Below are 23,809 nucleotides of genomic sequence, written 5' to 3'. Positions count from 1 at the left end.
CAGCGTTGTATCGGATACATGAGTGTATCGTAAGGCGGGTTGGCCGCCCGAACCTGTGTAGTGCGTGTGAGACTGGCCTGAAGGAGGATCGATGAGCGACACCCGTACGGCCGACGGCGCCGTGACGTCCCGCCGCCGTGAGGCGACCCGGCAGAAGCTGCTGGATGCCGCCGCCGAGGTCTTCGCCGAGGTCGGTCTGGATGCGGCATCCGTCGAGGCCATCTGCGAGCGCGCGGGATTCACGCGCGGGGCGTTCTATTCGAACTTCGAGACCAAGGACGAGCTCATGCTCGCCCTGACCGAGCGTGTCGCCGGCGAGAAGATCGACGAGGTGGCCGAGCGGGTCGCCGTGCTGCAGGCGCGCGGCGAGGACCTGGAGCCCGATGCGCTCGTGCGCCAGCTGCTCGACGTCGCGTTCGAGAAGAAGCTGGGCATCATGCTGACCAGTGAGATCCGCACGCGCGCCATGCGCGATCCGCGGCTCGCGCAGACCTACATCGCCTGGCAGACCGCGCTCGTCGAGCGTGTCGGGTCGTTCATCGAGGACCTCGCGCGCACCTACCGCTTCCGGCTGCGCATCCCCGCGACGGAGTTCGCCGGCGTGATCATGCAGACCTGGGAGGACACATCGGCGTACGCCGTCATGTCGGGCCTCGGCGCCGACCAGACCCTCCGGCTCGTCAACGAGCGCACGGCACGCCTCGCGACGGCGCTCGTCGACCCCGCCTGACGCGCTTCGTCTCGCTCCGCTCGCTCAGCGACCGGGGCGAGGTCGATGCGCTCAGCGATCGGGGCGAGGCCGGTGCGCGCTGCGACCGGGATGAGGCCGGTGCGCGCTGCGACCGGGATGAGGCCGGTGCGCGCTGCGACCGGGATGAGGCCGGTGCGCGCTGCGACGGGGATGAGGCCGGTGCGCTCAGTGACCGGGGCGAGGCCGGTGCGCTCAGTGACCGGGATGAGGCCGGTGCGCGCTGCGACCGGGATGAGGCCGGTGCGCGCTGCGACCGGGATGAGGCCGGTGCGCGCTGCGACCGGGATGAGGCCGGTGCGCTCGGCATTGCCGCGGTCGCTGAGCGAGGGAGCGCAGCGACCGAGACGAAGCGCCTCAGCGCGTCGCCAGCACCTCGTGGCAGCGCGCGACGCGCTCGAACCACCAGGCGCGGCGGTCGGCGGATGCCGCGTGCGCGGCCAGCAGCGCCGGGTCGGGCGTGAGCCGGCCCACCGGCAGCATCCCGTCCCGCGGGACGAGCGGCGGGTCCACGACGTCGGCGGTGAACAGCGACGCCGTGCCGAGTCCGCAGTCGTAGTCGAGCTCGGGGAGCGCGGCCGCCAGGGCCACGCCCATCGACAGGCCGATCGACGTGTCGAGGGCGCTCGAGACGACGGCGGGCAGCCCTGCCTCCTCGACGATCTCGAGCGCGCGCCGCACGCCGCCGAGCGGCTGCGCCTTGACCACCAGGAGGTCTGCGGCCCCGGCCCGGGCGACCGCGAGCGGGTCGGCGGCCTTGCGCACGCTCTCGTCGGCGGCGATCGGGATGCCCATGTACTTCACGCGCCGACGCAGCTCCGCGAGCTCGTCGACGCTCGCGCACGGCTGCTCGGCGTACTCGAGGTCGAACTCGGCGAGGGCATGCAGCGCCCGTTCGGCCTCGTCGACGTTCCAGCCGCCGTTGGCGTCGATCCGCACACGCCCCTCGGCGCCGAGCGCCTCGCGCACGGCGCGCACGCGCGCGACGTCGTCGGCGAGGCGCTGACCGGCCTCGGCGACCTTGACCTTGGCGGTGCGGCAGCCGTCGAAGCGGGCGAGCACGGCGGGAACGGATGCCGCGGCCACCGCCGGCACGGTGGCGTTCACGCCGACGCGGTCCCGACGGGCCGCGGGTCGCGGCATCCGGGAGTCCTCGATCGCGGCCGCGAGCCAGGTCGACGCCTCGTCGTCGTCGTACTCGACGAAGGGCGAGAACTCCGCCCAGCCCTCCGGGCCCTCGAACAGCAGGGCCTCCCGCACGTCGACCCCCCGGAACCGGGTGGCCAGCGGCAGGGCGACCACGTGTGCGGCGGCGAGGATCTCGTCGAGCGGGGGGAGGGGGGCGGCGGTGCTCACGGCATCCATCCTCGCGGACGACGCGTGTCGGCACGCGTTCGTGAGATAACGATGTGCTGTTGACTATAGTGTGTGAGACACAGTATGGTGTGAGGCATGAGCGAATCCGAGATCCTCGAGACGCACCTGCAGGAGCTGCGGCGCGGCACGATCGTGCTCGCCTGCCTGCGGCTGCTCGTGCAGCCGGGGTACGGCTACGGGCTGCTCGAAGAGCTGGGGGAGCGCGGCTTCCCCACCGACGCGAACACCCTGTATCCGCTGCTGCGGCGCCTCGAGAAGCAGGGGTTCCTGACGAGCGAGTGGAACACGGACGAGTCCCGGCCGCGCAAGTTCTACCGCACCAGTGCCGCAGGCACGCGCCTGGCGGCCGCCCTCACCGACGACTTCCGTGCGATCGCCACGGCGATCGACGACCTCCCCGAGGAGAACTGAGATGACCACCGCCACCCTGACCGACCGCTACGTCGACGCCGCGATGCGCACCGTGCCCGAGGCGCAGCGCACGGATCTCGCCGCCGAGCTGCGCGGCTCGATCGACGACCAGATCGAGGCACGCGTCGCCGAAGGCGAGAGCCCCGCCGCGGCCGAGCGCGCCGTGCTCACCGACCTGGGCGATCCCGACAAGCTCGCCGCCGGGTACACCGACCGGCCGCTGTGGCTCGTCGGCCCGCGCTACTTCCTGGACTGGTGGCGGCTGCTGAAGCTCCTGCTGTGGATCGTGCCCGCGTGCGCCGCGTTCGGGGTGTCGCTGGCGATGGTGCTCGAAGGCAAGTCCTTCGGCGAGATCATCGGCGCGCTCGTGCCGCTGCTGCTGACGGTGGTCGTGCACATCGCGTTCTGGACGACGCTCATCTTCGTCATCCTCGAGCGCACCGGCCACGAGACCATGACCTCCGGCCCGTGGACGCCCGACCAGCTCCCGGAGCCTCGCCAGAAGGGCGTCGGGCTGGGCGACATGATCACATCGCTCGCGTTCCTGGTGATCATGGCCGGCGTCGTGCTGTGGGACCTCTTCGTCGGCTTCGTGCCCACCGCGCCCGGGCTGTCCTTCCTCGACCCCGGACTGTGGCCGTGGTGGATCATCGGACTGTTCCTCGTGATGGCGCTGGAGGCCGCTCTCGCGATCGTCGTCTACGAGGTGGGGCGCTGGACGATCGGGCTGGCCGTGGCCAACGGCATCCTGAATCTGGTGATCGCGGTGCCCGCGCTGTGGCTGCTGTTCGAAGGACGCCTCATCAACCCCGCGTACTTCCCGACGATCATCCCCGACTCCGGCGACGAGGTCGGCACCATCATCACCGTCATCATCGGGTTCGTGATCGCGGGCGTCGCGATCTGGGACACCGTGGACGCCTCCCTCAAGGCGGTGCGCGCGCGCCGCGGCTGAGTCGAGCGCCCTCCCCGTACGAGATTCTCCTCGTATGGGGAGGGCGCCGTCGTGCCGGCCGTAGTGTGGGCCCATGCCCCTCCTCGACACCCCGGTGCGCCTCGGCGTGCAGATCCATCCCCAGCACGCCCCGTACTCCGCCATCCGGGACGCGGTCTCGCGGCTGGAGGAGATGGGCGTGGACATCGTCTTCAACTGGGACCACTTCTTCCCGCTGTCAGGGGATCCCGACGGCCTGCACTTCGAGTCGTGGACGATGCTGGCGGCGTGGGCGGAGCAGACCGAGCGCGTGGAATTCGGCGCCCTGGTCAACTGCAACAGCTATCGCAACCCGGATCTGCAGGCCGACATGGCCCGCACGATCGACCACATCTCCGCCAAGGGCGGCGACACCGGCCGGTTCATCTTCGGCACGGGCTCGGGCTGGTTCGCCCGCGACTACGAGGAGTACGGCTACGACTTCGGCACCGCGGGGACGCGCCTGGACGACCTCGCCGCGGGCCTGGAGCGCGTCGAGGCGCGGTGGGCGCAGCTCAATCCGGCGCCCACACGGGACATCCCGGTCATGATCGGCGGCAAGGGCGAGCAGAAGACGCTGCGCCTGGTCGCCCGCCACGCCGACATCTGGCACAGCTTCGTGCGTCCCGACGAGATCGCCCACAAGCTCGACGTGATCGAGCGGTGGGCCGAGCGCGAGGGGCGCGACACCTCGGATCTCGTCATCTCGAACGAGGTGTACGGCCACCGCGAGGAGCACGCCGACGCGCTCTACGACGCCGGCGCCCGGCTGATCACCCTCGGCTTCCAGGGGCCCGACTGGGACTACGACCTCGTGCGGTCATGGCTGGACTGGCGGGACGCCAAGAACGCGTGACGTCTCGTACTCGCTTCCCGGCTTCGGCTCCTCGTCCCGTCGGGGACGAGCGTCCTCGCCGAGCAGCGTCGGTGTCACGAACCGGGCCGCCGGGCCGCCCGGCGACTAAAATCGCGGGGTGACCGCCGTTTCGCCCGCCCCCCGGTTCGCCCTCGACATCGACGGCGTGCCGCGTCCGGAGCGCTCGCAGCGGCTGCTCGACGGCGTGCGCGAGCGGGTCGTGATCGCCGACGGTGCGATGGGCACGATGCTGCAGCGCTACGACCTCTCGATCGACGGCGACTTCCAGGGCCTCGAGGGCTGCAACGAGATCCTCAACGTCTCGCGTCCCGACGTCGTCGGCGCGATCCACGACGCGTACCTCGAGGTCGGCGTCGACGCCGTCGAGACCAACACCTTCGGCGCGAACTGGTCGAACCTCGGCGACTACGGCATCGAGGACCGCATCGCCGAGCTCGCCGAGGTCGGTGCGCGCATCGCGCGCGAGCGGGTCGAAGCCGCCGAAGCGGCAGACGGCCGCATGCGATGGGTGCTCGGCTCGATGGGGCCCGGCACGAAGCTCCCGAGCCTCGGCCACACCACCTACGACAACCTCAAGCAGACGTTCGCGCTGCAGGCCGAGGGGCTCATCGACGGCGGCGCCGACGCGTTCCTCGTCGAGACCTCGCAGGACCTGCTGCAGACCAAGGCCGCCATCAACGGCTGCCGCCAGGCGATCGTGAGCCGCGGCATCCGCCTGCCGATCTTCGTCGAGGTGACGGTGGAGACCACCGGCACCATGCTGATGGGCTCCGAGATCGGCGCGGCGCTCACGGCCATCGAGCCACTGGGCGTCGACGCGATCGGCCTGAACTGCGCGACCGGCCCCACCGAGATGAGCGAGCACCTGCGACACCTGTCGAAGCACGCGACGGTGCCGATCGCGTGCATGCCGAACGCCGGCCTCCCCGTGCTCGGCGCGAACGGCGCGCACTACCCCCTGACACCCGTCGAGCTCGCGACGGCGCACGAGCAGTTCGTGCGCGAGTTCGGACTGGGCCTGGTCGGCGGATGCTGCGGCACCACGCCCGAGCACCTCGCCGCGGTCGTCGAGCGGCTGCGCCCCGTCGGCGGCGCCGAGGCGCGGCGCACCGAGCTCGACCCCGGCGTCGCGTCGCTCTACCAGCACGTGTCGTTCCAGCAGGATGCCTCCTACCTCGCGATCGGCGAGCGCACGAACGCGAACGGGTCGAAGGCGTTCCGCGAGGCGATGCTCGAGGAGCGGTGGGACGACTGCGTCGAGATCGCCCGCGACCAGATCCGCGTCGGTGCGCACCTGCTCGACGTCTGCATCGACTACGTCGGCCGCGACGGCGTGGCCGACATCCGAGAGGTCGTCTCGCGCTTCGCCTCGGCTTCGACGCTGCCGCTGGTGGTCGACTCGACCGAGCCCGCCGTCATCTCGGCCGGACTCGAGCTCATCGGCGGCCGGCCCGTCGTCAACTCGGTCAACTACGAGGACGGCGACGGCCCCACCTCGCGCTTCGGCCGCATCATGCCGCTCGTGAAGGAGCACGGCACCGCGGTCATCGCCCTCACGATCGACGAGGAGGGGCAGGCCCGCACCGCCGAGGGCAAGGTGCGGATCGCGTCGCGTCTGATCGACGAGCTCGTGGGCGATTGGGGCATGCGGGTCAGCGACATCATCGTCGACTGCCTGACGTTCCCGATCGCGACCGGCCAGGAGGAGACGCGCCGCGACGCCATCGAGACGATCGACGCGATCCGGCAGATCACCGCGAAGTATCCGGGCATCAACACCACCCTCGGCGTCTCGAACGTCTCGTTCGGTTTGAACCCGGCCGCGCGCAGCGTGCTGAACTCGGCGTTCCTGCACGAGGCCGTCGAGGCGGGCCTGACCTCCGGCATCATCGACGCCGCGAAGATCGTGCCGCTCGCCTCGATCTCGGAGGAGCAGCGCAAGGTGGCGCTCGACCTGGTGTGGGACCGCCGCGAGTACGACGCCGACGGCAACGTCACCTACGACCCGCTGGCACGGATGCTGGATCTCTTCGCGGGGGTCGACACCGCGGCGCTGCGCAACCAGCGTGCGGCGGAGCTCGCAGCACTGCCGGTGGGTGAGCGGCTGGAGCGCCGGATCATCGACGGCGAGGGCAAGGGCCTCGAGGCCGACCTCGACCTGGCGCGCGAGGGCGGGCTGACGCCCCTGCAGATCATCAACGACCACCTGCTCGAGGGCATGAAGATCGTCGGCGAGCGGTTCGGCGCGGGCGAGATGCAGCTGCCGTTCGTGCTGCAGTCGGCCGAGGTCATGAAGACGGCGGTGGCGCTGCTGGAACCCCACATGGAGAAGGCGGATGCCTCCGGCAAGGGTCGAATCGTGCTCGCGACCGTCCGCGGCGACGTGCACGACATCGGCAAGAACCTCGTCGACATCATCCTCACCAACAACGGATACGACGTCATCAACCTCGGCATCAAGCAGCCGATCGCCGACATCATCGCCGCCGCCGAGGAGCACGACGCCGACGTCATCGGCATGTCGGGGCTCCTGGTGAAGTCCACGGTCGTGATGAAGGAGAACCTCGAGGAGCTCACCGCGCGCGGTCTCGGCACGAAGTGGCCGGTGATCCTGGGCGGTGCCGCGCTCACCCGCGCCTACGTCGAGGACGACCTCGCCTCGCTGTTCGACGGCGAGGTGCGCTACGCGCGCGACGCGTTCGAGGGGCTCGCGCTCATGGAGCCGCTCGTCAAGATCGCGCGCGGCGCCGATCCCGCCTCCGTCGGGCTGCCGGCGCTGAAGAAGCGGCGGCACGCCACCGGGTCCAAGCTCACGCTCACCGAGCCCGAGGCGATGCCGGCGCGTTCGGACGTGGCATCCGACAATCCCGTGCCCGCGCCCCCGTTCTGGGGCACGCGCATCGTGCGCGGCATCGCGCTGCACGACTATGCGGCGTTCCTCGACGAGCGCGCGACCTTCATGGGCCAGTGGGGCCTCAAGCCAGGCCGTGGCGAGGACGGCGCCTCGTACGAGCAGCTCGTCGACACCGAGGGCCGGCCGCGGCTGCGCTACTGGCTCGACCGCATCCTCGCCGAGGGGATGCTCGACGCGTCGGTCGCCTACGGCTTCTTCCCGGTCGTCTCCGAGGGCGACGACGTGGTCGTGCTGCACCACGCCGACGACCCGACCGGCGTCCTCGGCGTGCCGGGGCTGCTGGCTCCCGACGGCGGCTCGGGGGGCACGCTCGGGACGGACCGCCTGCGCTTCCACTTCCCGCGTCAGCGCCGCGACCGCCACCTGTGCCTCGCCGACTTCGTGCGTTCGCGGGAGTCCGGGCAGGTCGACGTGCTGCCTGTGCAGCTGGTCACCGCGGGCGCGGCGATCGACAAGGTCACGGCGAAGCTCTTCGCCGAAGACAGGTACCGGGACTACTACGAGCTCAACGGGCTCGTGATGCAGCTCACCGAGGCGCTCGCCGAGTTCTGGCACGCCCGCATCCGCTCCGAGCTGGGCTTCTCGGCGGAGGACCCGACCGACACCGCGGGCCTGTTCAAGCTCGAGTACCGCGGCGCCCGGTTCTCGCTCGGCTACCCCGCATGCCCCGACATGGAGGACCGCCGCAAGGTCGTCGAGCTGCTGCGCCCCGAGCGCATGGGGGTCGAGCTCAGCGAGGAGCTGCAGCTGCACCCCGAGCAGTCCACCGACGCGTTCGTGTTCCACCACCCCGAGGCGAAGTACTTCTCCGTCTGACCCGGGGCGAGGGGGAGTGGATGCCGCGGGCCCGGCATCCGTCGCTCCGATCGCAGGCTCCGCGCTACGACACGCTCGCGCGCTCGGGTTGCCGCGCGATTCGTGGAGGTTGCGCGGCGGTGCTGAGGGGCTTGGTGCGGCGCAGCGCCGCGAGCACCGGGCGGCCGATGACCACGAGCCCGACGACGGTGGTGATCGCGCGGAGCGTGTCCCAGCTGAGGGTCGAGGTGACGAGCGAGTACAGCAGGAAGCTCGACAGGTTGACGCCCAGCGGAGCGCTGCCGTCGTACGAGATGCCCGTGCCGTAGCCGACCGCGAACGGCCAGAACCACAGGTTCATCAGCAGGCCGAACGCGTATGAGGCCACCACGCCGTAGAGGCACAGCATCGCGATCTCGCCGGCGCGCGAGCGGATCCGGGGGAGCAGCCCCGCCACCGCGCCCACCCAGGCGCACGCGAACATCTGGAACGGGGTCCACGGGCCGAACGTGCCGGTGACGAGCGTGGACAGGGCGATCGTCGCCATGCCCAGCAGCATGCCGAACCGGGCTCCGAACGCGCGCCCCGCAAGGATCAGCAGGATGAACACCGCCTCGACGCCGCCGACGCCGGTGCTCGCGATGCGGGCGGCCGCGCCGATCGCGGCGAGCGTTCCGAGCAGGGCGAGCATGTGCGCCGAGCGCACCGTCTCGTCCAGGGTCGCGACCACCACGAGCGCCGCCAGTGGCGCGAGCGCGAGCGCGGCGACCGGCACGGCGGCGGTCGCCTGCGACGGCACCGCGGTCGCGAGCAGCGGCCAGCAGAACGCACCCAGCGCGACGAGGTTCGCCACTGTGAGAGCGAACAGAGAGGCAGGTCGGCGGGCCGCGCGCGTGTCGCCGGGCTGACGCCCTCGCCGGCTGTGCGCCGCGGGTGCTGAGACCGGCGCGGAGGCGGGAGGGGGCACCGGGCGCGGCGCGGCAGCGGGAGCGGATGCCGTGTCCTCGTCCGCGGGGGTGTGCCACGCCACGGTGCGCGACGCAGAGGCACGGAACGCCTGCCGGACTGCAGGTTGTGGCGCGACGGGTGCATCCTCGGTCACCAGGCCGGCACGCATCCGCAGTGCCCGGTCGGCCCGCGCGGTGAAGTGCGGCTCGTGCGAGGCCACGAGGACGGCGGTGCCCTCGGCGGTGAGGGAGCCCAGCGCGTCCCACACCATCTCGCGCGCGGCGGGATCGAGGCCGCGCGTCGGCTCGTCGATGAGCAGCACGCGCGGCGCGCCGGCGAGCTGGATCGCCAGCGCCAGGCACCGTCGCTCGCCCGCGGAGAGGTCGCGCGGATGCCGCGCCAGCCGCATCGCGAGTTCCGAGCCGCCCGGGTCGATGCCGATCAGGGTCGCGAACCGTGCGGCGGTCGCCCCCGGCATCCGAGGCGCCCGCTCTTCGCCTCGGTGCTTCTCGTCGGCTCGAAAGGCGCGCGCCGCGCGGCGATCGGCGCGCCGGCATTCCGCGGCGACGGTGTCGTAGACGAAGAGGTCGTCCGAGGCATCCGGAACCAGCGCCGCCCGGCCCGAGGCCTGGATGTCGGCGCCACGCTCGGGGAGGGCGAGGGCGGCGAGCAGGCTCGACTTGCCGGCGCCGTTGGGACCGGTGAGCGCGACGATCTCGCCGGCACGCAGCTCGACGTCGGCGTCCGCGACCGCGATCGTGCCGCCGTGCCGCACCGTGACTCCCCGCGCCCGCAACACCGGGGTCGCGGGGCCGCGCGGTACGGGGCCCGTCGCAGGCGCACGGGGCGCAGGTCGAACGCCCGTCGTACGCCCCGGACCCCCCTCGGCGTCGGGCGCGGGATCGGCAAGGACGACCCCGTCGACGATGAACAACTCCGTGTCGGCCACCTCGGCCAGCGCGTCCACGCGGTGCTCGGCCACGACCACGCACATGCCCGCCTCGTGGGCGAGGGCGTCGAGCAGCGTCGCGATGCGCACCCGGGCATCCGCGTCGAGGTCGGCCAGCGGCTCGTCGACCAGAAGCAGGATCGGGTGCTCGACGATCGCGGCCGCGATCGCGACGAGCGTCGCCTCGCCCGCCGACAGGCCCCGCGTGGGGCGGTCGAGCAGCGCCGTCACACCCACGCGCTCGGCGATCTCGGCGACCCGCGCGTCGATGATCGTCTGCGCGACGCCGCGCAGCTCGAGGGCGAGCCCGATCTCGTCGCGCACCCGCTCGGTGGCGAACGCCTCGCGCGGATGCTGCAGCACGACGCCCACGCGCCGCGCCAGGTCGCGCGGCGGCACCGCGTCACGGTCGTGGCCCACCACGCGCAGCGAGCCGGTGATCCCGCCGCCGTCGGTGTGGGTGTGCAGGCCTGCGATCGCGCGCAGCAGCGTGGACTTCCCCGCGCCCGTCGACCCTGCGACGAGGGTGAGGGTGCCGGCCTGCAGCGAGAGGACGGAGGGGAGACGGATGCCGGGGCCACCGGCATCCCGTGGCTGCCCGTATCCGATCTCGACGTCCCGTGCCTCCACCGGCGCGGCGCAGTCGCCGTCCAGACCCCGCCCGGCGAAGCCGCGCAACTCGAGGGCCGCGGCGACCGCCCCGGCGCGCTCGAGGGTGCGCTGCAGCAGAGGAAGCAGCATCCGGGCTCCGCCGCGCTCGCCGCGCAGCCGGAGCGCGAACCGCACCGCCCGCGCACCGTCGGCGAGCGAGGGGAGCGTCGCGGCGGCGATCGCGAGCGCCCGGGCGATGCCGCGCAGCGGGCCCCGGCGCGACGCCCGCGCGAACACCCGGTGCAGGTCGAACAGCGCGTTCAGCAGGCCGAAGGCGAGGATCGTGAGCGCGATCGGGAGAGCGCTGGCGGCGGCATCCCACAGTCCGTCGGCCGTCACCGGGCCGAGCAGTACGACGTGCGCGAAGGGTGCGGGCAGCCGCACCTCGGGCAGCGGCAGCAGCACGAGGCCGGCGCCGCCGGCGCCGTGGAACAGGACGCGGTAGACGACCCGGGCCGCCACGAAGCCTGCGGCGAGGATCGCCGCGGCGCGCAGGGGACCGGGTCGGAACGTCATGTCACGTGGTGGGCGCTGCCGGCTCGCCGTTCAGCTGGAACAGCAGCTCGAGCGACTCGCCGGGCTCGAGCTGCAGGGTCGACAGGCCCTCCTCCGCGTAGGTCCACTCGCCGTCGGCGGGCTTGACCCACAGCGACCAGTACGCGAACGCGGCCGGCATCGAGGCGCACTTCTCGAGGTACTCGGTGCCGTCCGGGGCGGGGATCGCGGTGTCCGCGGCCGGCACGCCGTTGACGCGGCAGACGACCTGGTCCCCGTACTCGTCGGTGCCCTCGGTGGTGACGTTCACGAGCGTGAGCGCATCGGCGGCGGCCAGCGGCTCGTCGGTGCCGATGCACCAGGCCTTGCTGTCGCCGTCCTCGAGGGCGGACGCGTCCACCGCCAGGGTGACGCCGCTGTCGTCGGCGCAGGCCGCGTCGGAGATCTCGACCGTCTTGGTCTGGGCGGGCGTGGGGGTCGCCTCGGGCGCGCCGGACGAACAGGCGGCGAGGGCGAACAGGAGGGCGGCGGATGCTGCGGCAGCGGCCGCGGCGCGAAGTGTCGAGGTCACCGATCCAGGCTAGACGCCTGCCGGCGGTGTCCGGTTCCGGATGACGCTCGACGGCGGGCGTATCGCATGACGCGCGCCGCCGCGCCGCCGTAGGCTGGCCGGGTGAGCGTTTCGGAACTGTTCGACGACAACGAGTGGATGCCGGCCCCCGGCGCACCCGAGGGTGGCTACACCGACATCACCTCCCACGTCTCGATCGACGGCCGCATCGCCCGCATCGCGTTCGACCGGCCCGAGGTGCGCAATGCGTTCCGGCCGCACACCGTCGACGAGCTGTACCGTGCGCTCGATATCGCCCGCCAGGATCCGCGGATCGGCGTGGTGCTGCTCACCGGCAACGGCCCGAGCCCGAAGGACGGCGGCTGGGCGTTCTGCTCCGGCGGCGACCAGCGCATCCGAGGGCGCGACGGGTACAAGTACTCCGACTCGGCGGACTCGGTTGCTGAGCCCGCCGAAGCACCGGCGCGGGCAGGACGCCTGCACATCCTCGAGGTGCAGCGGCTCATCCGGTTCATGCCCAAGGTCGTGATCGCGGTCATCCCGGGGTGGGCGGCCGGCGGCGGGCATTCGCTGCACGTGGTCGCCGACCTGTCGATCGCGTCCGCCGAGCACGGCCGGTTCAAGCAGACCGACGCCGATGTCGGCTCGTTCGACGCGGGCTACGGCTCGGCGTACATGGCGCGGCAGGTGGGGCAGAAGTTCGCGCGCGAGGTGTTCTTCCTCGCCGAGGAGTACTCCGCGCAGCGCGCCTACGAGATGGGCGCGGTCAACCGCGTCGTGCCCCACGCCGAGCTCGAGCGCGAGGCCGTCGCGATGGCACGAACCATCCTCACGAAGTCGCCCACCGCGATCCGCATGCTGAAGTACGCCTTCAACGCGGTCGACGACGGGATGGTCGGCCAGCAGGTGTTCGCCGGCGAGGCGACGCGCCTCGCCTACGGTACCGACGAAGCCGTCGAGGGGCGCGACGCGTTCCTCGAGAAGCGCGACCCCGACTGGTCGCCGTACCCCTGGCACTACTGACGGGAGGGTGGCGGTGAAGCTCGAACCCGTCATCGGCGACGACCCACGGGAGATCCTCCGCGCCCTCCGAGGCGCCCTGCACGGCGCGGGTCCCGCACTCGGGCTGGGGCTCGTGAGCGGACTCCCCGGCGAGGTGCGGGCGGGGACCGCGGTGGTCGTCACCACGTCGGGCTCGACCGGCGTCCCCAAGAGCGTCGCGCTCAGCCGTGACGCCCTCACCGCCAGTGCGCTGTCGACCGCGGAGCGGATCGGCGAGGGCGCCTGGCTGCTGGCGCTGCCTGCGAGCTATGTCGCGGGCCTGCAGGTGCTGGTGCGCTCCCTCGTCGCCGACCGGGAGCCGGCGATCCTCTCCGGCGCGTTCGCGCCGCAGGCGTTCGCATCGGCCGCTTTGATGATGGTCTCCACGGAGCGCGGCGAACGCGTGCCGACCTACACCTCGCTGGTGCCCGCCCAGCTTTCGAGACTGCTCGACGCGGCCGAGCACGACAGTTCGGTCCTGGCCGCGCTGCGGTCGTTCCAGACGATCCTCGTCGGCGGTCAGGCGCTGCCGGCCGCGATCCTCGAGCGCGCGCAGGCGGCGGGGGCCCGCATCGCGCGCACGTACGGATCGACCGAGACCAGCGGCGGGTGCGTCTACGACGGCGTGCCGCTGCGCGGAGTGCGCGTGCGCATCGAGCAGGGCGAGGTGCAGGTGTCGGGGCCGACACTGGCCGACGGCTATCTGGGAGACACCGCGCTGACGGATGCCGCCTTCCTCCGCGAGCCCGACGGCACCCGGTGGTACCGCACCGGCGACGCGGGCCTGTTCGAGGACGGCGTCCTGCGCGTGCGCGGCCGGATCGACAACGTCATCGTGTCGGGCGGCATCAACGTCTCGCTCGACCGCGTGGAGCGCATCGTGCGCGGCATCCCCGGCCTGGCGACCGCGGTCGTCGTCGGCGTGCCCGACGAACGCTGGGGGGAGGCATCCGTCGTCGTCGCCTCCCGCGGCGAGGCCCTGCGCCGCAGCGAGGCGGTCCAGCTCGAGGAGGCGCGCGCCGCCGTGCAGGCCGAGATCGGCGCGCACGCCCGCCCGGCCCGGCTCGTGCTCGTCGACGAGCTGGAGACCCTGCCGTCCGGCAAGCCAGACCGCGAGGCCATCCGCCGCGCCGTGCTCGCGCTGCACTGACGCGGGAGCGAGCGCTCAGCCCTGCGGGTAGGGCCCGGTCTGCACGACGCAGAACCGGTTGCCCTCGGTGTCTTCGAGCACCACCCAGTCCGCGCCCTCGGGGTACTTGCGCCAGTCGACCTCGCGCGCGCCGAGCGCCAGCAGGCGCTCGACCTCGGCGGCCTGGTCCTCGGCGTACAGGTCCAGATGGATGCGCGGCGGGTAGTGCTGCGGATACCCCGTGACCGACAGCGCCAGGCTCGCCCCGGGTGCCGCCCAATGCGCCTTGCCGGGCGGATCGAGGATCACCCAGTCCTCGCTGGGCTCGCGGCGGTTCACGTACCCGAGCGCAGCGCGCCAGAAGTCCCCGGCGCGTTCGATGCTCTCCACGGTCAGCACGACGGATCCGATGCTCAGCATGGCCCCCATCCTCCGCCTCCGCGCACCACGGCGTCAGGGGGTTGACGAGGCGCGTGGCGTCATGGGCGCGCCCCCTAAGATGTGCATTCGTGGCAGGAACCCCGAGCAAGAAGCGCAAGACCGCGAGCCCGAAGAAGCAGCAGCCGCGCGGAAACCCGCAGAAGGCGCGCATCTCGCGAGACCCCGCGCGCGTCCAGAAGGCGACCGCGAGCGACTGGATCGGCGCGGCGCGGCTGCGCACGCTGCCGCTGGCGATCACGCCGATCCTGATCGGCACGGGTGCCGCGATCCTCGTCACCGACGTGTTCCACTGGGTGATCGCGCTGTTCTGCCTCATCGTCTCGGTGTCGCTGCAGATCGGCGTGAACTACGCCAACGACTACAGCGACGGCATCCGCGGCACCGACGACTTCCGCGTCGGTCCCGCACGCCTGACGGCCAGCCGCAAGGCGAAGCCGCGCACCGTCCTGATCGTGTCGCTGGCGTTCTTCGCGATCGCGGGGCTGGCGGGCCTGGCGATCACCGTCCGGACGCAGCAGTGGTGGCTCATCGCCGTGGGTGCGGTGTGCATCATCGCTGCGTGGTTCTACACCGGCGGCAAGCGGCCGTACGGCTACTACGGCCTCGGCGAGCTCTTCGTCTTCGTGTTCTTCGGCCTCGTCGCGACACTCGGCACCACGTGGGTGCAGGCGCTCGCCCTCCCGCAGGAGGCGTGGTTCGGGGCGGTCGGCGCCGGCCTCATCGCGTGCGCCGTGCTGCTGGCCAACAACCTGCGCGACATCGACCAGGACCGCACCGCCGGCAAGAAGACGCTGACGGTGCTCATCGGCCGCACCGCGACCCGATGGCTGTTCACCGTGTTCCTGCTCGTGGCCTTCCTCATCGCCGCGTTCCTCGCCTGGATCGGCTACCCGATCGCGTGGCTGACGCTGCTGGCGCTGCTGGCCGGCCTGCCCGCGATCCTCATCGTGTGGACCTACCGCGACCCGCGCGAGCTCGTCGTTGCCCTCGGCCTCACGTCGCTCACGTCGGTCGCCTACGGCGCATTCCTGATGTGGGCGTTCATCGGCTGAGCAGCGGATGCCGCGGGTTCCGGCATCCCCCGCGCGCGCGTGGACGCCGGGTCCGGATCTCGGAGTTCGAGGCGGGGTGCGGGTCGGCGGCGGCGTGTCGGTCCGAAGTCGGCGTGATTCTCCGAATATCGGATCGTCGTCGTCGGCGGCGAACGATGCGAGGCCTGCGGTCGTCCCGCGCCAGCCGGGGGCAGAGGCGTCAGGCCTTCGGGGACTCGGCCTCGGGGGTATCGGGAGCGGTGGCGGTCGTCGCGGCGTCGGCCGCGGCATCCTCCGCGTCCTCGTCGCTGACCGCCTGACGGGCGTTGCTGCGCCGCTCCGCGAGACCCGCGGTGGCGTCCTCCAGCGGCTTGCGCAGGAACAGCACCGACAGGCTCAGCCCGATGAGCGCGGCGAAGATCGCGGCCAGCCAGTAGTACTCCTGCATGATCGGGAACAGCATCAGGATGCCGAACGGCACGAGGAACGCCAGCAGCCGCAGGACCGAGTAGACGATGGCCGAGCGTGCTTTCACGCCTCCATCCTACGTTTCGCCCGGTGTGCGCTTCCTGGCGACGGTTGGGTCACGGTCGTCGCCGACCGCCCACTGCGGGCGCCGCCCGCCTAGGATAGGAAGATGCCGGTTCGGGTGTGGTTCATACTCGTCGTGGTGGCTGTCGCCTTCTGGGTCTTCACCATCGTCGACTGCGCAGCCCAGCCCCCGACCCGCCACCGCGGGGTGAGCAAGCCGGTGTGGATCCTGATCGTCGTGCTGCTGCCCGTTCTGGGCGGTGTGCTGTGGCTCATCGTCGGTCGCGCACGGGCGTCGGCGATCGCCGCGCGTCGCGCCCCCGACGACGATCCCGAGTTCCTCGGCCGCATCGGCACCATCAGCGACCAGGACGAGCGCATCCGCCGCCTCGAAGAGGAGCTCGCCCAGCTGGACGCCGAGGACGACGACCCTCGCTGGCATCCGCAGGCCGGGCCCGCGGCATCCGACGAACCGCCCGCTCCGGGCGCGACCACCGCCGGCGGGACGTCGGCGCAGGGCAACCCGCCGCCGCCGACCCGCCCCGCCGAGGGCGACGACGACGCGCGCGGACAACGCGGGGCCATCGGCTGACGTGAGCACGACCGACAGCGCCGCCGGCGCCCCTGCTTCCTCGGCGCCCGCGAGCGACGCCGCCGCGGCCTTGCTGTGCCGGCTCGTGGAGCTGGGCGTGCGGCACGTGGTGCTCAGCCCGGGATCGCGCTCCCAGGCGCTGGCGCTGGTCGCCGCCGAGTTCGAGCGGCGTGGCGTCATCCGCCTGCACGTGCGCATCGACGAGCGCGTGGCGGGTTTCACCGCGCTCGGCATCGGACGCGAGACCGGGATGCCGGCGGCGGTGGTGTGCACATCGGGCACCGCGGTCGCGAACCTGCTCCCCGCCGCGCTCGAGGCCCATCACGCCGGCGTGCCGCTGCTGCTGCTGACCGCGGACCGACCCCCCGAGCTGCGCGGCGTCGGAGCGAACCAGACCACGCGACAGCCCGGCATGTTCGCCCCCACGGTGCGGTTCGAGGCCGACCTGCCCGTACCCGAGGCCGTCGACCCCGACGGCACACACGAGCAGAGCGTCATGCTGCGCGCCGTCGCCGACGAAGCGATGGCAGCCGCCCTCGGCGCCGGCACCCGCTCGCCGGGCCCGGTGCACCTGAACCTGCCGTACCGCGAGCCGCTGGCCGCAGCCTTGCCGTCCTGGATCGGCGTGCCCGCCGTCGAACTCGAGGCGACCGCCGACGAGGACCCCGACGGCCTGCCCGCAGACGCCGATCCCGCGGTCGAGCCGTGGGGAGCGCTCTACCAGGGCGGGGGCGGGATCGGCGAGTCCGACATCCCGACCGAACCGGAAGACGCGCCGTTCGTCCTCACCCGCGGTCCCCGCACCGTCGTGCTCGCCGGAGCTGATGCCGGCCCCGATGCCGAGGAGATCGCGCACCGCGGCGGCTGGCCGCTCATCGCCGAGATCGTCAGCGGCGCCCGCTTCGGGCGCCAGCTCGTCCACGGCTACCGCGGCCTGCTGCGCGATCCCGAGCTCAGGGGCCGCGTCGAGCGCGTCGTCGTGCTCGGCCACCCCACGCTCAGCCGCGAGACGGCGGCGCTGCTGTCCGACCCCGACGTCGAGGTCGTGGCCGTGCGCGGGCCGGGCGAACCCCTCAACCTCAACGGCGCCACCGTGGCCGCCGACGCGGTCGCCGTGGCCGTCGGCGACCCCGACCGCGCATGGCTCGGGGCCTGGCTGCAGGCGTCGCGCGCGGCATCCGTCGACCTCGCCCCACCGGCCCCCGACGCCGACGGACTGTCGTCGGCGGTGCCGGGGGAGCGGCTGGGCGCGATCGCGGCCGAGCTCGACGTGATCCGCACGCCCCTGGACCGCGTCGGCCTGGTCGACGCGGCCTGGCGGGCGACCTGGCCGCACGACCGCCTCGTCTTCGGATCGTCGCGGCTGGTGCGCGTGGCCGACGAGGTGCTTCCCGGCAAGAAGGTGCCGGTGCACTCCAACCGCGGGCTCGCCGGCATCGACGGCACCATCGCCACCGCGCTGGGCATCGCGCTCTCGAGCCAGTCCGACGGGCGCCCGGGGGTCACGCGCGTGCTGCTGGGCGACCTGGCGCTGCTGCACGACGTCGGCGCCCTGCTGCTGCCGCCGCACGAGGAGGAGCCGCGCATCCAGCTGATCGTCGGCAACGACGGCGGGGGCACGATCTTCGACGGGCTCGAGGTCGCCGCGGTCGCCGGCGCCGACGCGATGGACCGGGTGCTCTATACGCCCCACACCGTGCGCCTCGAACAGCTCGCGCTCGCGTACGGCTGGGAGTACCGGCGCGTCACCACCCGCTCCGCCCTCGACCAGGCGCTGACTTCGCCGGTCGGCGGCCGGCAGCTGATCGAGGTTCCGCTCGCGCGCTGAGCGGCGGGTGGCGGCATCGGCCATGATGGCTCCATGATCGCCACGAGTCAGAAGCACTGGAGCGGCGACGTCGCCGACCTCCTCCGGGTGGACGAGGGCTTCGTGCTCTCCGACGTCGACACCCGCGGCACCCCCGGGTACGCGAAGGACAAGGTCCAGGCGGCCGAGGACCTGAAGTCAGGCGCCGCGCAGCTCGACGAGTACCAGGAGCGTCTGTACGCCCGCAGCCGGGTGGACGCGACCGATGCGGCGGTGCTGCTGGTGCTGCAGGCGATGGACTCCGCGGGCAAGGGCGGCATCATCCGGCACGTGGTCGGATCGGTCGACCCCCAGGGCGTCGTGCTCGCGGCGTTCAAGAAGCCCACGCCCGAGGAGCTGGAGCACGACTTCCTCTGGCGGGTGGAGCGGCGCCTGCCCCAGTCCGGACTCATCGGCGTCTTCGACCGTTCGCACTACGAGGACGTCCTCATCGGCCGGGTGCGCGAGCTCGCTCCGGCCGAAGAGATCGAGCGGCGGTACGGCGCGATCAACGAGTTCGAGAAGCGCGTGACCGACAGCGGGACCCGCGTGGTCAAGGTGATGCTGCACATCTCGCCCGACGAGCAGAAGGAGCGGCTCATGGAGCGGCTCGACCGCCCCGACAAGCACTGGAAGTACAACCCCGGCGACGTCGACGAGCGCGAGAAGTGGCCCGCGTACATGTCCGCCTATCAGACGGTGTTCGAGCGCACCTCGACCGATCACGCGCCCTGGTTCGTGGTTCCCGCCGACCGCAAGTGGTACGCCCGCCTGGCGGTGCAGCATCTGCTGCTGGAGGCGCTGGAAGACATCGACCCGCACTGGCCGGCGGCCACCTTCGACGTCGAAGCCGAGAAGAAACGCCTCGCCGCGAGCTGAGCCCGCCTGTTCCGCGAACGCCTCCCCGCATCCGACCGGCGGGGAGGCGTTCGTCGTCGCGTCCGGACGAGTCCTCGTGCTCGCAAAGTACTTGATGCTCACGAGTACTTGATGTGATACAGTACTGGACATGACACAAGACGACGCGTTCGCAGCCGACCTGCTGCGCGGTCACACCGACACGATCGTGCTCGGCGTGCTCCGGCGCGGCGACGCGTACGGCTTCGAGATCTACAAGGCGATCCGCGACGCGACCGGCGGCGATTACGAGATCAAGGAGGCGACGCTGTACGCCACCTACCGCCGCCTCGAGAAGGACGGCCTCGTCGAGTCGTACTGGGGCGACGAGTCCCAAGGCGGCCGCCGCAAGTACTACCGCATCACCGACGCCGGCCGCGCCGTCTTCCGCGGCAACGTCGCGGCCTGGACCGCGACCCGGCGCATCATCGACTCACTGCTCGACGTGAAGGAGAGCCAGCAATGAACACCGACATCCACCGCCTGCTCGACGAAGCCTTCCAGGGCGTCGAGATGACCCCCGACGCGCAGGACCTGAAGGAAGAGGTCCGCGCGAACCTGATGGCCCGCGCCGACGAGCTCGAAGCCGCCGGCGCGACACCGTCCGACGCCGCGCACCAGGCGGTCGCCGAGCTCGGCGACGTGCGCGAGCTGCTCGAAGAGACCTCGGATGCCGCCCCCCGCCGTGCGACGGACGACTACACCGCGCTGGTCCAGCGTCACCACGTGCGTCCGAAGCCCGGCTTCGTCGTGCGGACCGTGGCGTACTCGATCGCGGCCGTCGTCGGGATCACGCTGGCGATCCTGGGTGCGAGCGGCGTCCTGCCGCTGCCGATCGGCCCGCAGATCGGCCTGTTCGGCATGGCATCGACCGCGCTCGCCCTGCTCGTGGGCGACTCGCTCTCGCAGGAGACCACGACCAACCACCCGATGCCGCAGAACCGCGCCGCGGGCTACTTCCTCGCGACACTGCTCGGCGCGTTCGGGCTCGGCTTCGTCGCCCTCGTCGCGTTCGGGTCGATGCCGGTGTGGGGCATCGTGTTCGCCGCACTCGGCGTGATCGCCTCGATCATCCTGTTCTCGTTCCTCGGAGCGACGCAGACCAATCGCCACAAGGCGTGGACCCGGCAGCTCGCCGCGGCGACGCCGCCCAACCGGTTCGAGCGCGAGCCCGAGACCGCCGCGCGATTCGGCGTCTACACCGCCGCCATCTGGCTCGTCACCTTCGCCGTCATCGCGGTGCTGGTGTTCACGGTCGGCTGGTGGTGGGCGCCGATCGCCTTCGTGGGCGGGTTCGCGCTCATGATGCTGCTCCTCGCCCGCATGCTGTTCGCGCCCGAGAAGACCGACAAGTCCTGACCCGAGGGGGCCGCGCGGCGGCCCCCTCGGCCCGTCATCGATCCCATTCGAAGGAAGGGATGCTTCGCCATGCCCGAAAACAACGCCATCATCGCCCGCGACCTCGTGAAGGTCTACCCGGGCCGCGGTCGCCGGCCCGCCGTACGGGCGCTGGACGGCCTCGGATTCTCGGTCCCCGCGGGCCGCGTGTTCGGCCTGCTCGGCCCGAACGGCGCCGGAAAGTCCACCACCACCAAGATCCTCACGACGCTGTCCCGACCGACCAGCGGTTCTGCCGTCGTCGCCGGCCACGACGTCGCGAGCGACCCGGCCGCCGTGCGTGCCGCGATCGGCTACGTCTCGCAGGGGGCGAGCACCGACCCGCTGCTCACGGCGCGCGAGAACCTCGAGATCGCCGCCCGCCTGCGCGGTGTCGCGCCGGGAGAGGCCCGGGCCCGCGCGGGGCGCCTGCTCGACGAGTTCGGGCTGGCGGAGGCATCCCGTCGTCCCGTGGGCACGTTCTCGGGCGGCATGCGCCGGCGTCTCGACGTCGCCGCGGCGCTCGTGCACCGGCCGCGCGTGCTGTTCCTCGACGAGCCCACGACGGGCCTCGATCCCGAGGCGCGCGCCACGATGTGGGCCGAGATCCGCCGCCTGTCGGGTGAGGAGGCGCTCACCGTCGTGCTCACCACGCACTACATGGAGGAGGCCGACCGCCTGGCCGACGAGCTGCTGCTGGTGAACCAGGGCCGCGCGGTCGTGCAGGGCACGCCCGACGAGCTCAAGGCGGCGCTGCACGGCGACTCGCTGCGGGTCTCGCTCGTCGAGCCCGATCCCGCCGCGGTCCGCGCCGCGATCGCGCGCGTGCCCGGACTGCGCGACGTCGTGATCGAGGCCTCCGGCGTCGACGGCGTCCTCGCCGCCCGCACCGACGACGCCTCGGCGGCCGTCGGCGCCGTGATCGGAGCTCTGGATGCCGCCGGCATCCGCTTCGGGCAGGTCGCGGCATCCCACCCCACCCTCGACGACGTGTACCTGCACTTCGTCGGCCACACCTTCGGCGACGCGGACGCGGACGCCCTCGCGACAGGAGCCGCAGCATGATCCCTGCGTCTACTCCACACGCCGCTGGCGCGGCGCGCGGAGCCTCTCGGCGCGGGGGCCCAGCGGTCGCGCTCTCCACCACCACGCACGCCCCGTCCCGGGCGGGCTGGTTCACCCAGGCCGGCCAGGTGCTGCGCCGCTGGCTCATCGCCACCCTCCGTCAGGTGTGGGGGCCGGTGATGTCGCTCATCCAGCCGGTGATCTGGATCGTGCTGTTCGGGCAGGTGTTCCATTCGCTGGGCGCCCTGCCGCAGTTCGGCGACGCCGGGTACATCGACTACCTGGTGCCCGGCATCCTGATGATGACGGTGCTGTACTCCGGCGCGTGGGCCGGCACCGGCTACATCGACGACATCCACTCGGGGGTCATGGACCAGTACCTGACCTCGCCGGTGTCGCGCTCGGCGATCATCACGGGCCAGCTGACCCAGCAGCTCATCATCAACCTCGCGCAGTCGTTCGTCGTCCTCGGCATCGGCTGGCTGGCCGGAGCGCGGTATCCGGGCGGGTTCGGCGGCATGCTGGTCGCGCTCGGCGTCGCCACGCTGCTCGCGACGATCTTCTGCTGCGCGTCCACGGCCGTCGCGCTGATCGCACGCAGCCAGATCGCGCTGATCAGCCTGTCGCAGCTCATCGTGCTGCCGGCGACGTTCCTGTCGACCACGATGATGCCCGCCGACCTCATGCCGCAGTGGGTTCAGGACGTCGCCCGCTGGAACCCCATGACGTGGGCGGTCGAGGTCGGCCGTGGTGGCCTCACCGGCGACTACCCGGCCGACGGGTGGTGGCAGGTCGGCGGCCTCGTGGTGCTCGCGGCACTGGCCTTCCTCTGGGCGGTGCGGTCGATCCGCGCCTACCAGCGGTCGGTGTGATCGCCGGCGAATCGCGATCATTCGTGCCGGCCGCGGCGGATCGTCGCGGCCGGCACGTATTTGTTGGCTAAAGCCACGAAGCCCTTGCGTGCGGGGCCGATGTGTGTCTAACATCTCCTCGAAGCGCTTCGCGAAGCGCTTCGACCCCTCCACGACGAGGGGTCGCGCCGAAGGCGGCACGACGGGCCGCCGCGAACGATGGAGTCGACATGGTGAAGATCAACGAGGTGGCGGCAGTCGCCGGAGTGTCGATCAGCACCGTCTCGTACGCCCTCAGCGGCAAGCGCCCGGTGTCGCCGGCGACGCGCACCCGCATCGAACGCGCCGTCCGCGAACTCGGGTACAGCCCCAATGCGGGCGCCCGCATGCTCGCCGGCAGCCGCACGCAGATCTTCGCGCTCACCGAGCCGCTGCGCAGCGACAGCCACGCGCCCACGCACATGGCGTTCGTGCTCGCCACGGCGGTGGCGGCGCGCCGCAACGAGTACGACCTCCTGCTGCTCACCGAGGAGGAGGCGTCCGCGGGGATGGCGCGCGTCGCCTCCAGCGGCCTGGTCGACGCCATCCTCGTCCTGGATGTCGCCCCCGACGACGAGCGCGTCGCGCTGGCGCGGTCGATCGAGACCCCCTCGGTCTTCATCGGCGTGCCCGACGACCACGAGGGTCTCATCTGCGTCGACCTCGACTTCGAGGCGGCGGCCGCGCTCGCCGTCGACCGCGTGGCCGACGCCGGGCACCGTTCGATCGGCCTCATCGGCAATCCGCAGGTCGCGTACGAGAAGTCGAACTTCCCGCCGCGCGTCCGCCGCGCCTTCGAGAACCGGGCGGAGGAGCGTGGCGTGCAGCACGCGTTCCGCGTCTCGGGTGATCGCCAGGCGAGCGCCGAGGCGACGCGGGCGGCGGTCGCGGATCTGCTGGACGCCGGTGCGACCGCTCTGCTCGTCCACGCCGCCGACGACGCCCACGTCGCGGTGCTCGCCGAGCTCGCCGTCCGGGGGCTGTCGGTCCCCGGTGACGTGTCGCTGGTGTCGGTCGCGGCATCCTTCGACTCCTCGTCGCTCCCGATCGGGATCGACACGATCCCGCTCGAGCCGCAGCGGTCGTGCGACCTGGCCGTCGACCTCGCGATGCAGTCTCTCTCGCCGCAACCCCCGACGCCGGGGCTGCATCTCCTCTCGCCCGAATACCGCGACCGCGGGTCGGTCGCCCCGCCCCGCCGCTAGCGACCTCCCCCCAGCCCACCCCGACCCATACGTCTGCGCGCTGTCGAAGCGCTTC

The 23,809-nt window shown here is 72.2% G+C and carries 21 protein-coding genes; 16 read left to right on the top strand and 5 right to left on the bottom strand.

Annotation, left to right across the window (positions count from 1 at the left end):
* The first annotated feature begins 91 nt into the window (after positions 1-91).
* The gene (locus tag AC1DDU_RS03790; protein ID WP_477431289.1) at positions 92-730 is read left to right on the top strand and encodes a TetR/AcrR family transcriptional regulator; all 639 of its coding nucleotides are present in this window, start codon (positions 92-94) and stop codon (positions 728-730) included.
* Between the two features lie 375 nt (positions 731-1,105).
* Here AC1DDU_RS03790 and AC1DDU_RS03785 read toward each other — a convergent pair whose 3' ends face one another.
* Positions 1,106-2,104 (bottom strand): o-succinylbenzoate synthase, encoded by a 999-nt coding sequence (locus AC1DDU_RS03785; protein ID WP_477431288.1) that lies wholly within the window; start codon positions 2,102-2,104, stop codon positions 1,106-1,108.
* Positions 2,105-2,200: 96 nt separating this feature from the next.
* Here AC1DDU_RS03785 and AC1DDU_RS03780 point away from each other — a divergent pair, with 96 nt between their 5' ends.
* The 4 genes from AC1DDU_RS03780 (at position 2,201) to metH (ending at position 8,116) form a co-directional block, all read left to right on the top strand.
* Positions 2,201-2,536: a PadR family transcriptional regulator gene (locus AC1DDU_RS03780; RefSeq protein ID WP_477431287.1), complete on the top strand. Its 336-nt coding sequence runs from the start codon at positions 2,201-2,203 to the stop codon at positions 2,534-2,536.
* Between the two features lies 1 nt (position 2,537).
* Positions 2,538-3,491 (top strand): permease prefix domain 1-containing protein, encoded by a 954-nt coding sequence (locus tag AC1DDU_RS03775; RefSeq protein WP_477431286.1) that lies wholly within the window; start codon positions 2,538-2,540, stop codon positions 3,489-3,491.
* 73 nt (positions 3,492-3,564) lie between these two features.
* The gene (locus AC1DDU_RS03770; RefSeq protein WP_477431285.1) at positions 3,565-4,365 is read left to right on the top strand and encodes an LLM class F420-dependent oxidoreductase; all 801 of its coding nucleotides are present in this window, start codon (positions 3,565-3,567) and stop codon (positions 4,363-4,365) included.
* 118 nt (positions 4,366-4,483) lie between these two features.
* Positions 4,484-8,116, top strand: a complete 3,633-nt coding sequence (metH, locus tag AC1DDU_RS03765; RefSeq protein WP_477431284.1) for a methionine synthase — start codon at positions 4,484-4,486, stop codon at positions 8,114-8,116.
* A gap of 64 nt (positions 8,117-8,180) precedes the next feature.
* Here metH and AC1DDU_RS03760 read toward each other — a convergent pair whose 3' ends face one another.
* Complete coding sequence (locus AC1DDU_RS03760) at positions 8,181-11,159, bottom strand: ATP-binding cassette domain-containing protein (protein ID WP_477431283.1); 2,979 nt, start codon at positions 11,157-11,159, stop codon at positions 8,181-8,183.
* A gap of 1 nt (position 11,160) precedes the next feature.
* On the bottom strand, positions 11,161-11,709 hold the full coding sequence (locus tag AC1DDU_RS03755) for a hypothetical protein (RefSeq protein ID WP_477431282.1): 549 nt from the start codon (positions 11,707-11,709) through the stop codon (positions 11,161-11,163).
* A 102-nt stretch (positions 11,710-11,811) separates the two neighbouring features.
* On the opposite strand from AC1DDU_RS03755, the gene AC1DDU_RS03750 reads away from it, so the two are divergent.
* Both AC1DDU_RS03750 and AC1DDU_RS03745 read left to right on the top strand, forming a co-directional pair.
* Positions 11,812-12,732 (top strand): 1,4-dihydroxy-2-naphthoyl-CoA synthase, encoded by a 921-nt coding sequence (locus AC1DDU_RS03750; RefSeq protein WP_477431281.1) that lies wholly within the window; start codon positions 11,812-11,814, stop codon positions 12,730-12,732.
* A gap of 13 nt (positions 12,733-12,745) precedes the next feature.
* Entirely contained in the window at positions 12,746-13,900 is a 1,155-nt protein-coding gene (locus AC1DDU_RS03745; protein WP_477431280.1) for an AMP-binding protein, read from the top strand.
* A 15-nt stretch (positions 13,901-13,915) separates the two neighbouring features.
* Here the strand turns inward: AC1DDU_RS03745 and AC1DDU_RS03740 are convergent, their stop codons facing one another.
* Positions 13,916-14,299 (bottom strand): VOC family protein, encoded by a 384-nt coding sequence (locus tag AC1DDU_RS03740; protein ID WP_477431279.1) that lies wholly within the window; start codon positions 14,297-14,299, stop codon positions 13,916-13,918.
* Positions 14,300-14,388: 89 nt separating this feature from the next.
* On the opposite strand from AC1DDU_RS03740, the gene AC1DDU_RS03735 reads away from it, so the two are divergent.
* Positions 14,389-15,372 (top strand): 1,4-dihydroxy-2-naphthoate polyprenyltransferase, encoded by a 984-nt coding sequence (locus AC1DDU_RS03735; RefSeq protein ID WP_477431278.1) that lies wholly within the window; start codon positions 14,389-14,391, stop codon positions 15,370-15,372.
* Positions 15,373-15,571: 199 nt separating this feature from the next.
* Here AC1DDU_RS03735 and AC1DDU_RS03730 read toward each other — a convergent pair whose 3' ends face one another.
* On the bottom strand, positions 15,572-15,886 hold the full coding sequence (locus AC1DDU_RS03730) for a DUF4229 domain-containing protein (protein WP_477431277.1): 315 nt from the start codon (positions 15,884-15,886) through the stop codon (positions 15,572-15,574).
* A gap of 102 nt (positions 15,887-15,988) precedes the next feature.
* Between AC1DDU_RS03730 and AC1DDU_RS03725 the strand changes: the two genes are divergently transcribed.
* From AC1DDU_RS03725 to AC1DDU_RS03690, 8 genes are all read left to right on the top strand, one after another.
* A complete protein-coding gene (locus AC1DDU_RS03725) occupies positions 15,989-16,474 on the top strand; it encodes a PLD nuclease N-terminal domain-containing protein (RefSeq protein ID WP_477431276.1) in 486 nt (161 codons plus the stop codon).
* Position 16,475: 1 nt separating this feature from the next.
* Positions 16,476-18,302 (top strand): 2-succinyl-5-enolpyruvyl-6-hydroxy-3-cyclohexene-1-carboxylic-acid synthase, encoded by a 1,827-nt coding sequence (gene menD / locus AC1DDU_RS03720; RefSeq protein WP_477431275.1) that lies wholly within the window; start codon positions 16,476-16,478, stop codon positions 18,300-18,302.
* A gap of 33 nt (positions 18,303-18,335) precedes the next feature.
* Positions 18,336-19,199 (top strand): polyphosphate kinase 2 family protein, encoded by an 864-nt coding sequence (locus tag AC1DDU_RS03715; protein ID WP_477431274.1) that lies wholly within the window; start codon positions 18,336-18,338, stop codon positions 19,197-19,199.
* 130 nt (positions 19,200-19,329) lie between these two features.
* Entirely contained in the window at positions 19,330-19,683 is a 354-nt protein-coding gene (locus AC1DDU_RS03710) for a PadR family transcriptional regulator (RefSeq protein ID WP_378814080.1), read from the top strand.
* The gene (locus AC1DDU_RS03705; protein ID WP_477431273.1) at positions 19,680-20,576 is read left to right on the top strand and encodes a permease prefix domain 1-containing protein; all 897 of its coding nucleotides are present in this window, start codon (positions 19,680-19,682) and stop codon (positions 20,574-20,576) included. Before AC1DDU_RS03710 ends, AC1DDU_RS03705 begins: the two co-directional genes overlap by 4 nt.
* A gap of 69 nt (positions 20,577-20,645) precedes the next feature.
* A complete protein-coding gene (locus AC1DDU_RS03700; RefSeq protein WP_477431272.1) occupies positions 20,646-21,659 on the top strand; it encodes an ABC transporter ATP-binding protein in 1,014 nt (337 codons plus the stop codon).
* Positions 21,656-22,531: an ABC transporter permease gene (locus AC1DDU_RS03695; protein WP_477431271.1), complete on the top strand. Its 876-nt coding sequence runs from the start codon at positions 21,656-21,658 to the stop codon at positions 22,529-22,531. The genes AC1DDU_RS03700 and AC1DDU_RS03695 overlap by 4 nt, the downstream gene beginning before the upstream one ends.
* Before the next feature lie 209 nt (positions 22,532-22,740).
* Complete coding sequence (locus tag AC1DDU_RS03690; RefSeq protein ID WP_477431270.1) at positions 22,741-23,754, top strand: LacI family DNA-binding transcriptional regulator; 1,014 nt, start codon at positions 22,741-22,743, stop codon at positions 23,752-23,754.
* Positions 23,755-23,809: the final 55 nt, after the last annotated feature.

The sequence above is a fragment of the Microbacterium sp. 05T445 genome (assembly GCF_056395865.1).
This window is presented reverse-complemented; position numbering and strand designations above follow the sequence as displayed.

Coding starts and splice junctions, on each gene's coding strand:
- AC1DDU_RS03770 (WP_477431285.1), top strand. CDS start 3,565: ATGCCCCTCCTCGACACCCCGGTGCGCCTCGGCGTGCAGATCCATCCC.
- AC1DDU_RS03705 (WP_477431273.1), top strand. CDS start 19,680: ATGAACACCGACATCCACCGCCTGCTCGACGAAGCCTTCCAGGGCGTC.
- AC1DDU_RS03740 (WP_477431279.1), bottom strand. CDS start 14,299: ATGCTGAGCATCGGATCCGTCGTGCTGACCGTGGAGAGCATCGAACGC.
- AC1DDU_RS03725 (WP_477431276.1), top strand. CDS start 15,989: ATGCCGGTTCGGGTGTGGTTCATACTCGTCGTGGTGGCTGTCGCCTTC.
- AC1DDU_RS03690 (WP_477431270.1), top strand. CDS start 22,741: ATGGTGAAGATCAACGAGGTGGCGGCAGTCGCCGGAGTGTCGATCAGC.
- AC1DDU_RS03780 (WP_477431287.1), top strand. CDS start 2,201: ATGAGCGAATCCGAGATCCTCGAGACGCACCTGCAGGAGCTGCGGCGC.
- AC1DDU_RS03775 (WP_477431286.1), top strand. CDS start 2,538: ATGACCACCGCCACCCTGACCGACCGCTACGTCGACGCCGCGATGCGC.
- AC1DDU_RS03695 (WP_477431271.1), top strand. CDS start 21,656: ATGATCCCTGCGTCTACTCCACACGCCGCTGGCGCGGCGCGCGGAGCC.
- AC1DDU_RS03760 (WP_477431283.1), bottom strand. CDS start 11,159: ATGACGTTCCGACCCGGTCCCCTGCGCGCCGCGGCGATCCTCGCCGCA.
- AC1DDU_RS03715 (WP_477431274.1), top strand. CDS start 18,336: ATGATCGCCACGAGTCAGAAGCACTGGAGCGGCGACGTCGCCGACCTC.
- AC1DDU_RS03710 (WP_378814080.1), top strand. CDS start 19,330: ATGACACAAGACGACGCGTTCGCAGCCGACCTGCTGCGCGGTCACACC.
- AC1DDU_RS03790 (WP_477431289.1), top strand. CDS start 92: ATGAGCGACACCCGTACGGCCGACGGCGCCGTGACGTCCCGCCGCCGT.
- AC1DDU_RS03700 (WP_477431272.1), top strand. CDS start 20,646: ATGCCCGAAAACAACGCCATCATCGCCCGCGACCTCGTGAAGGTCTAC.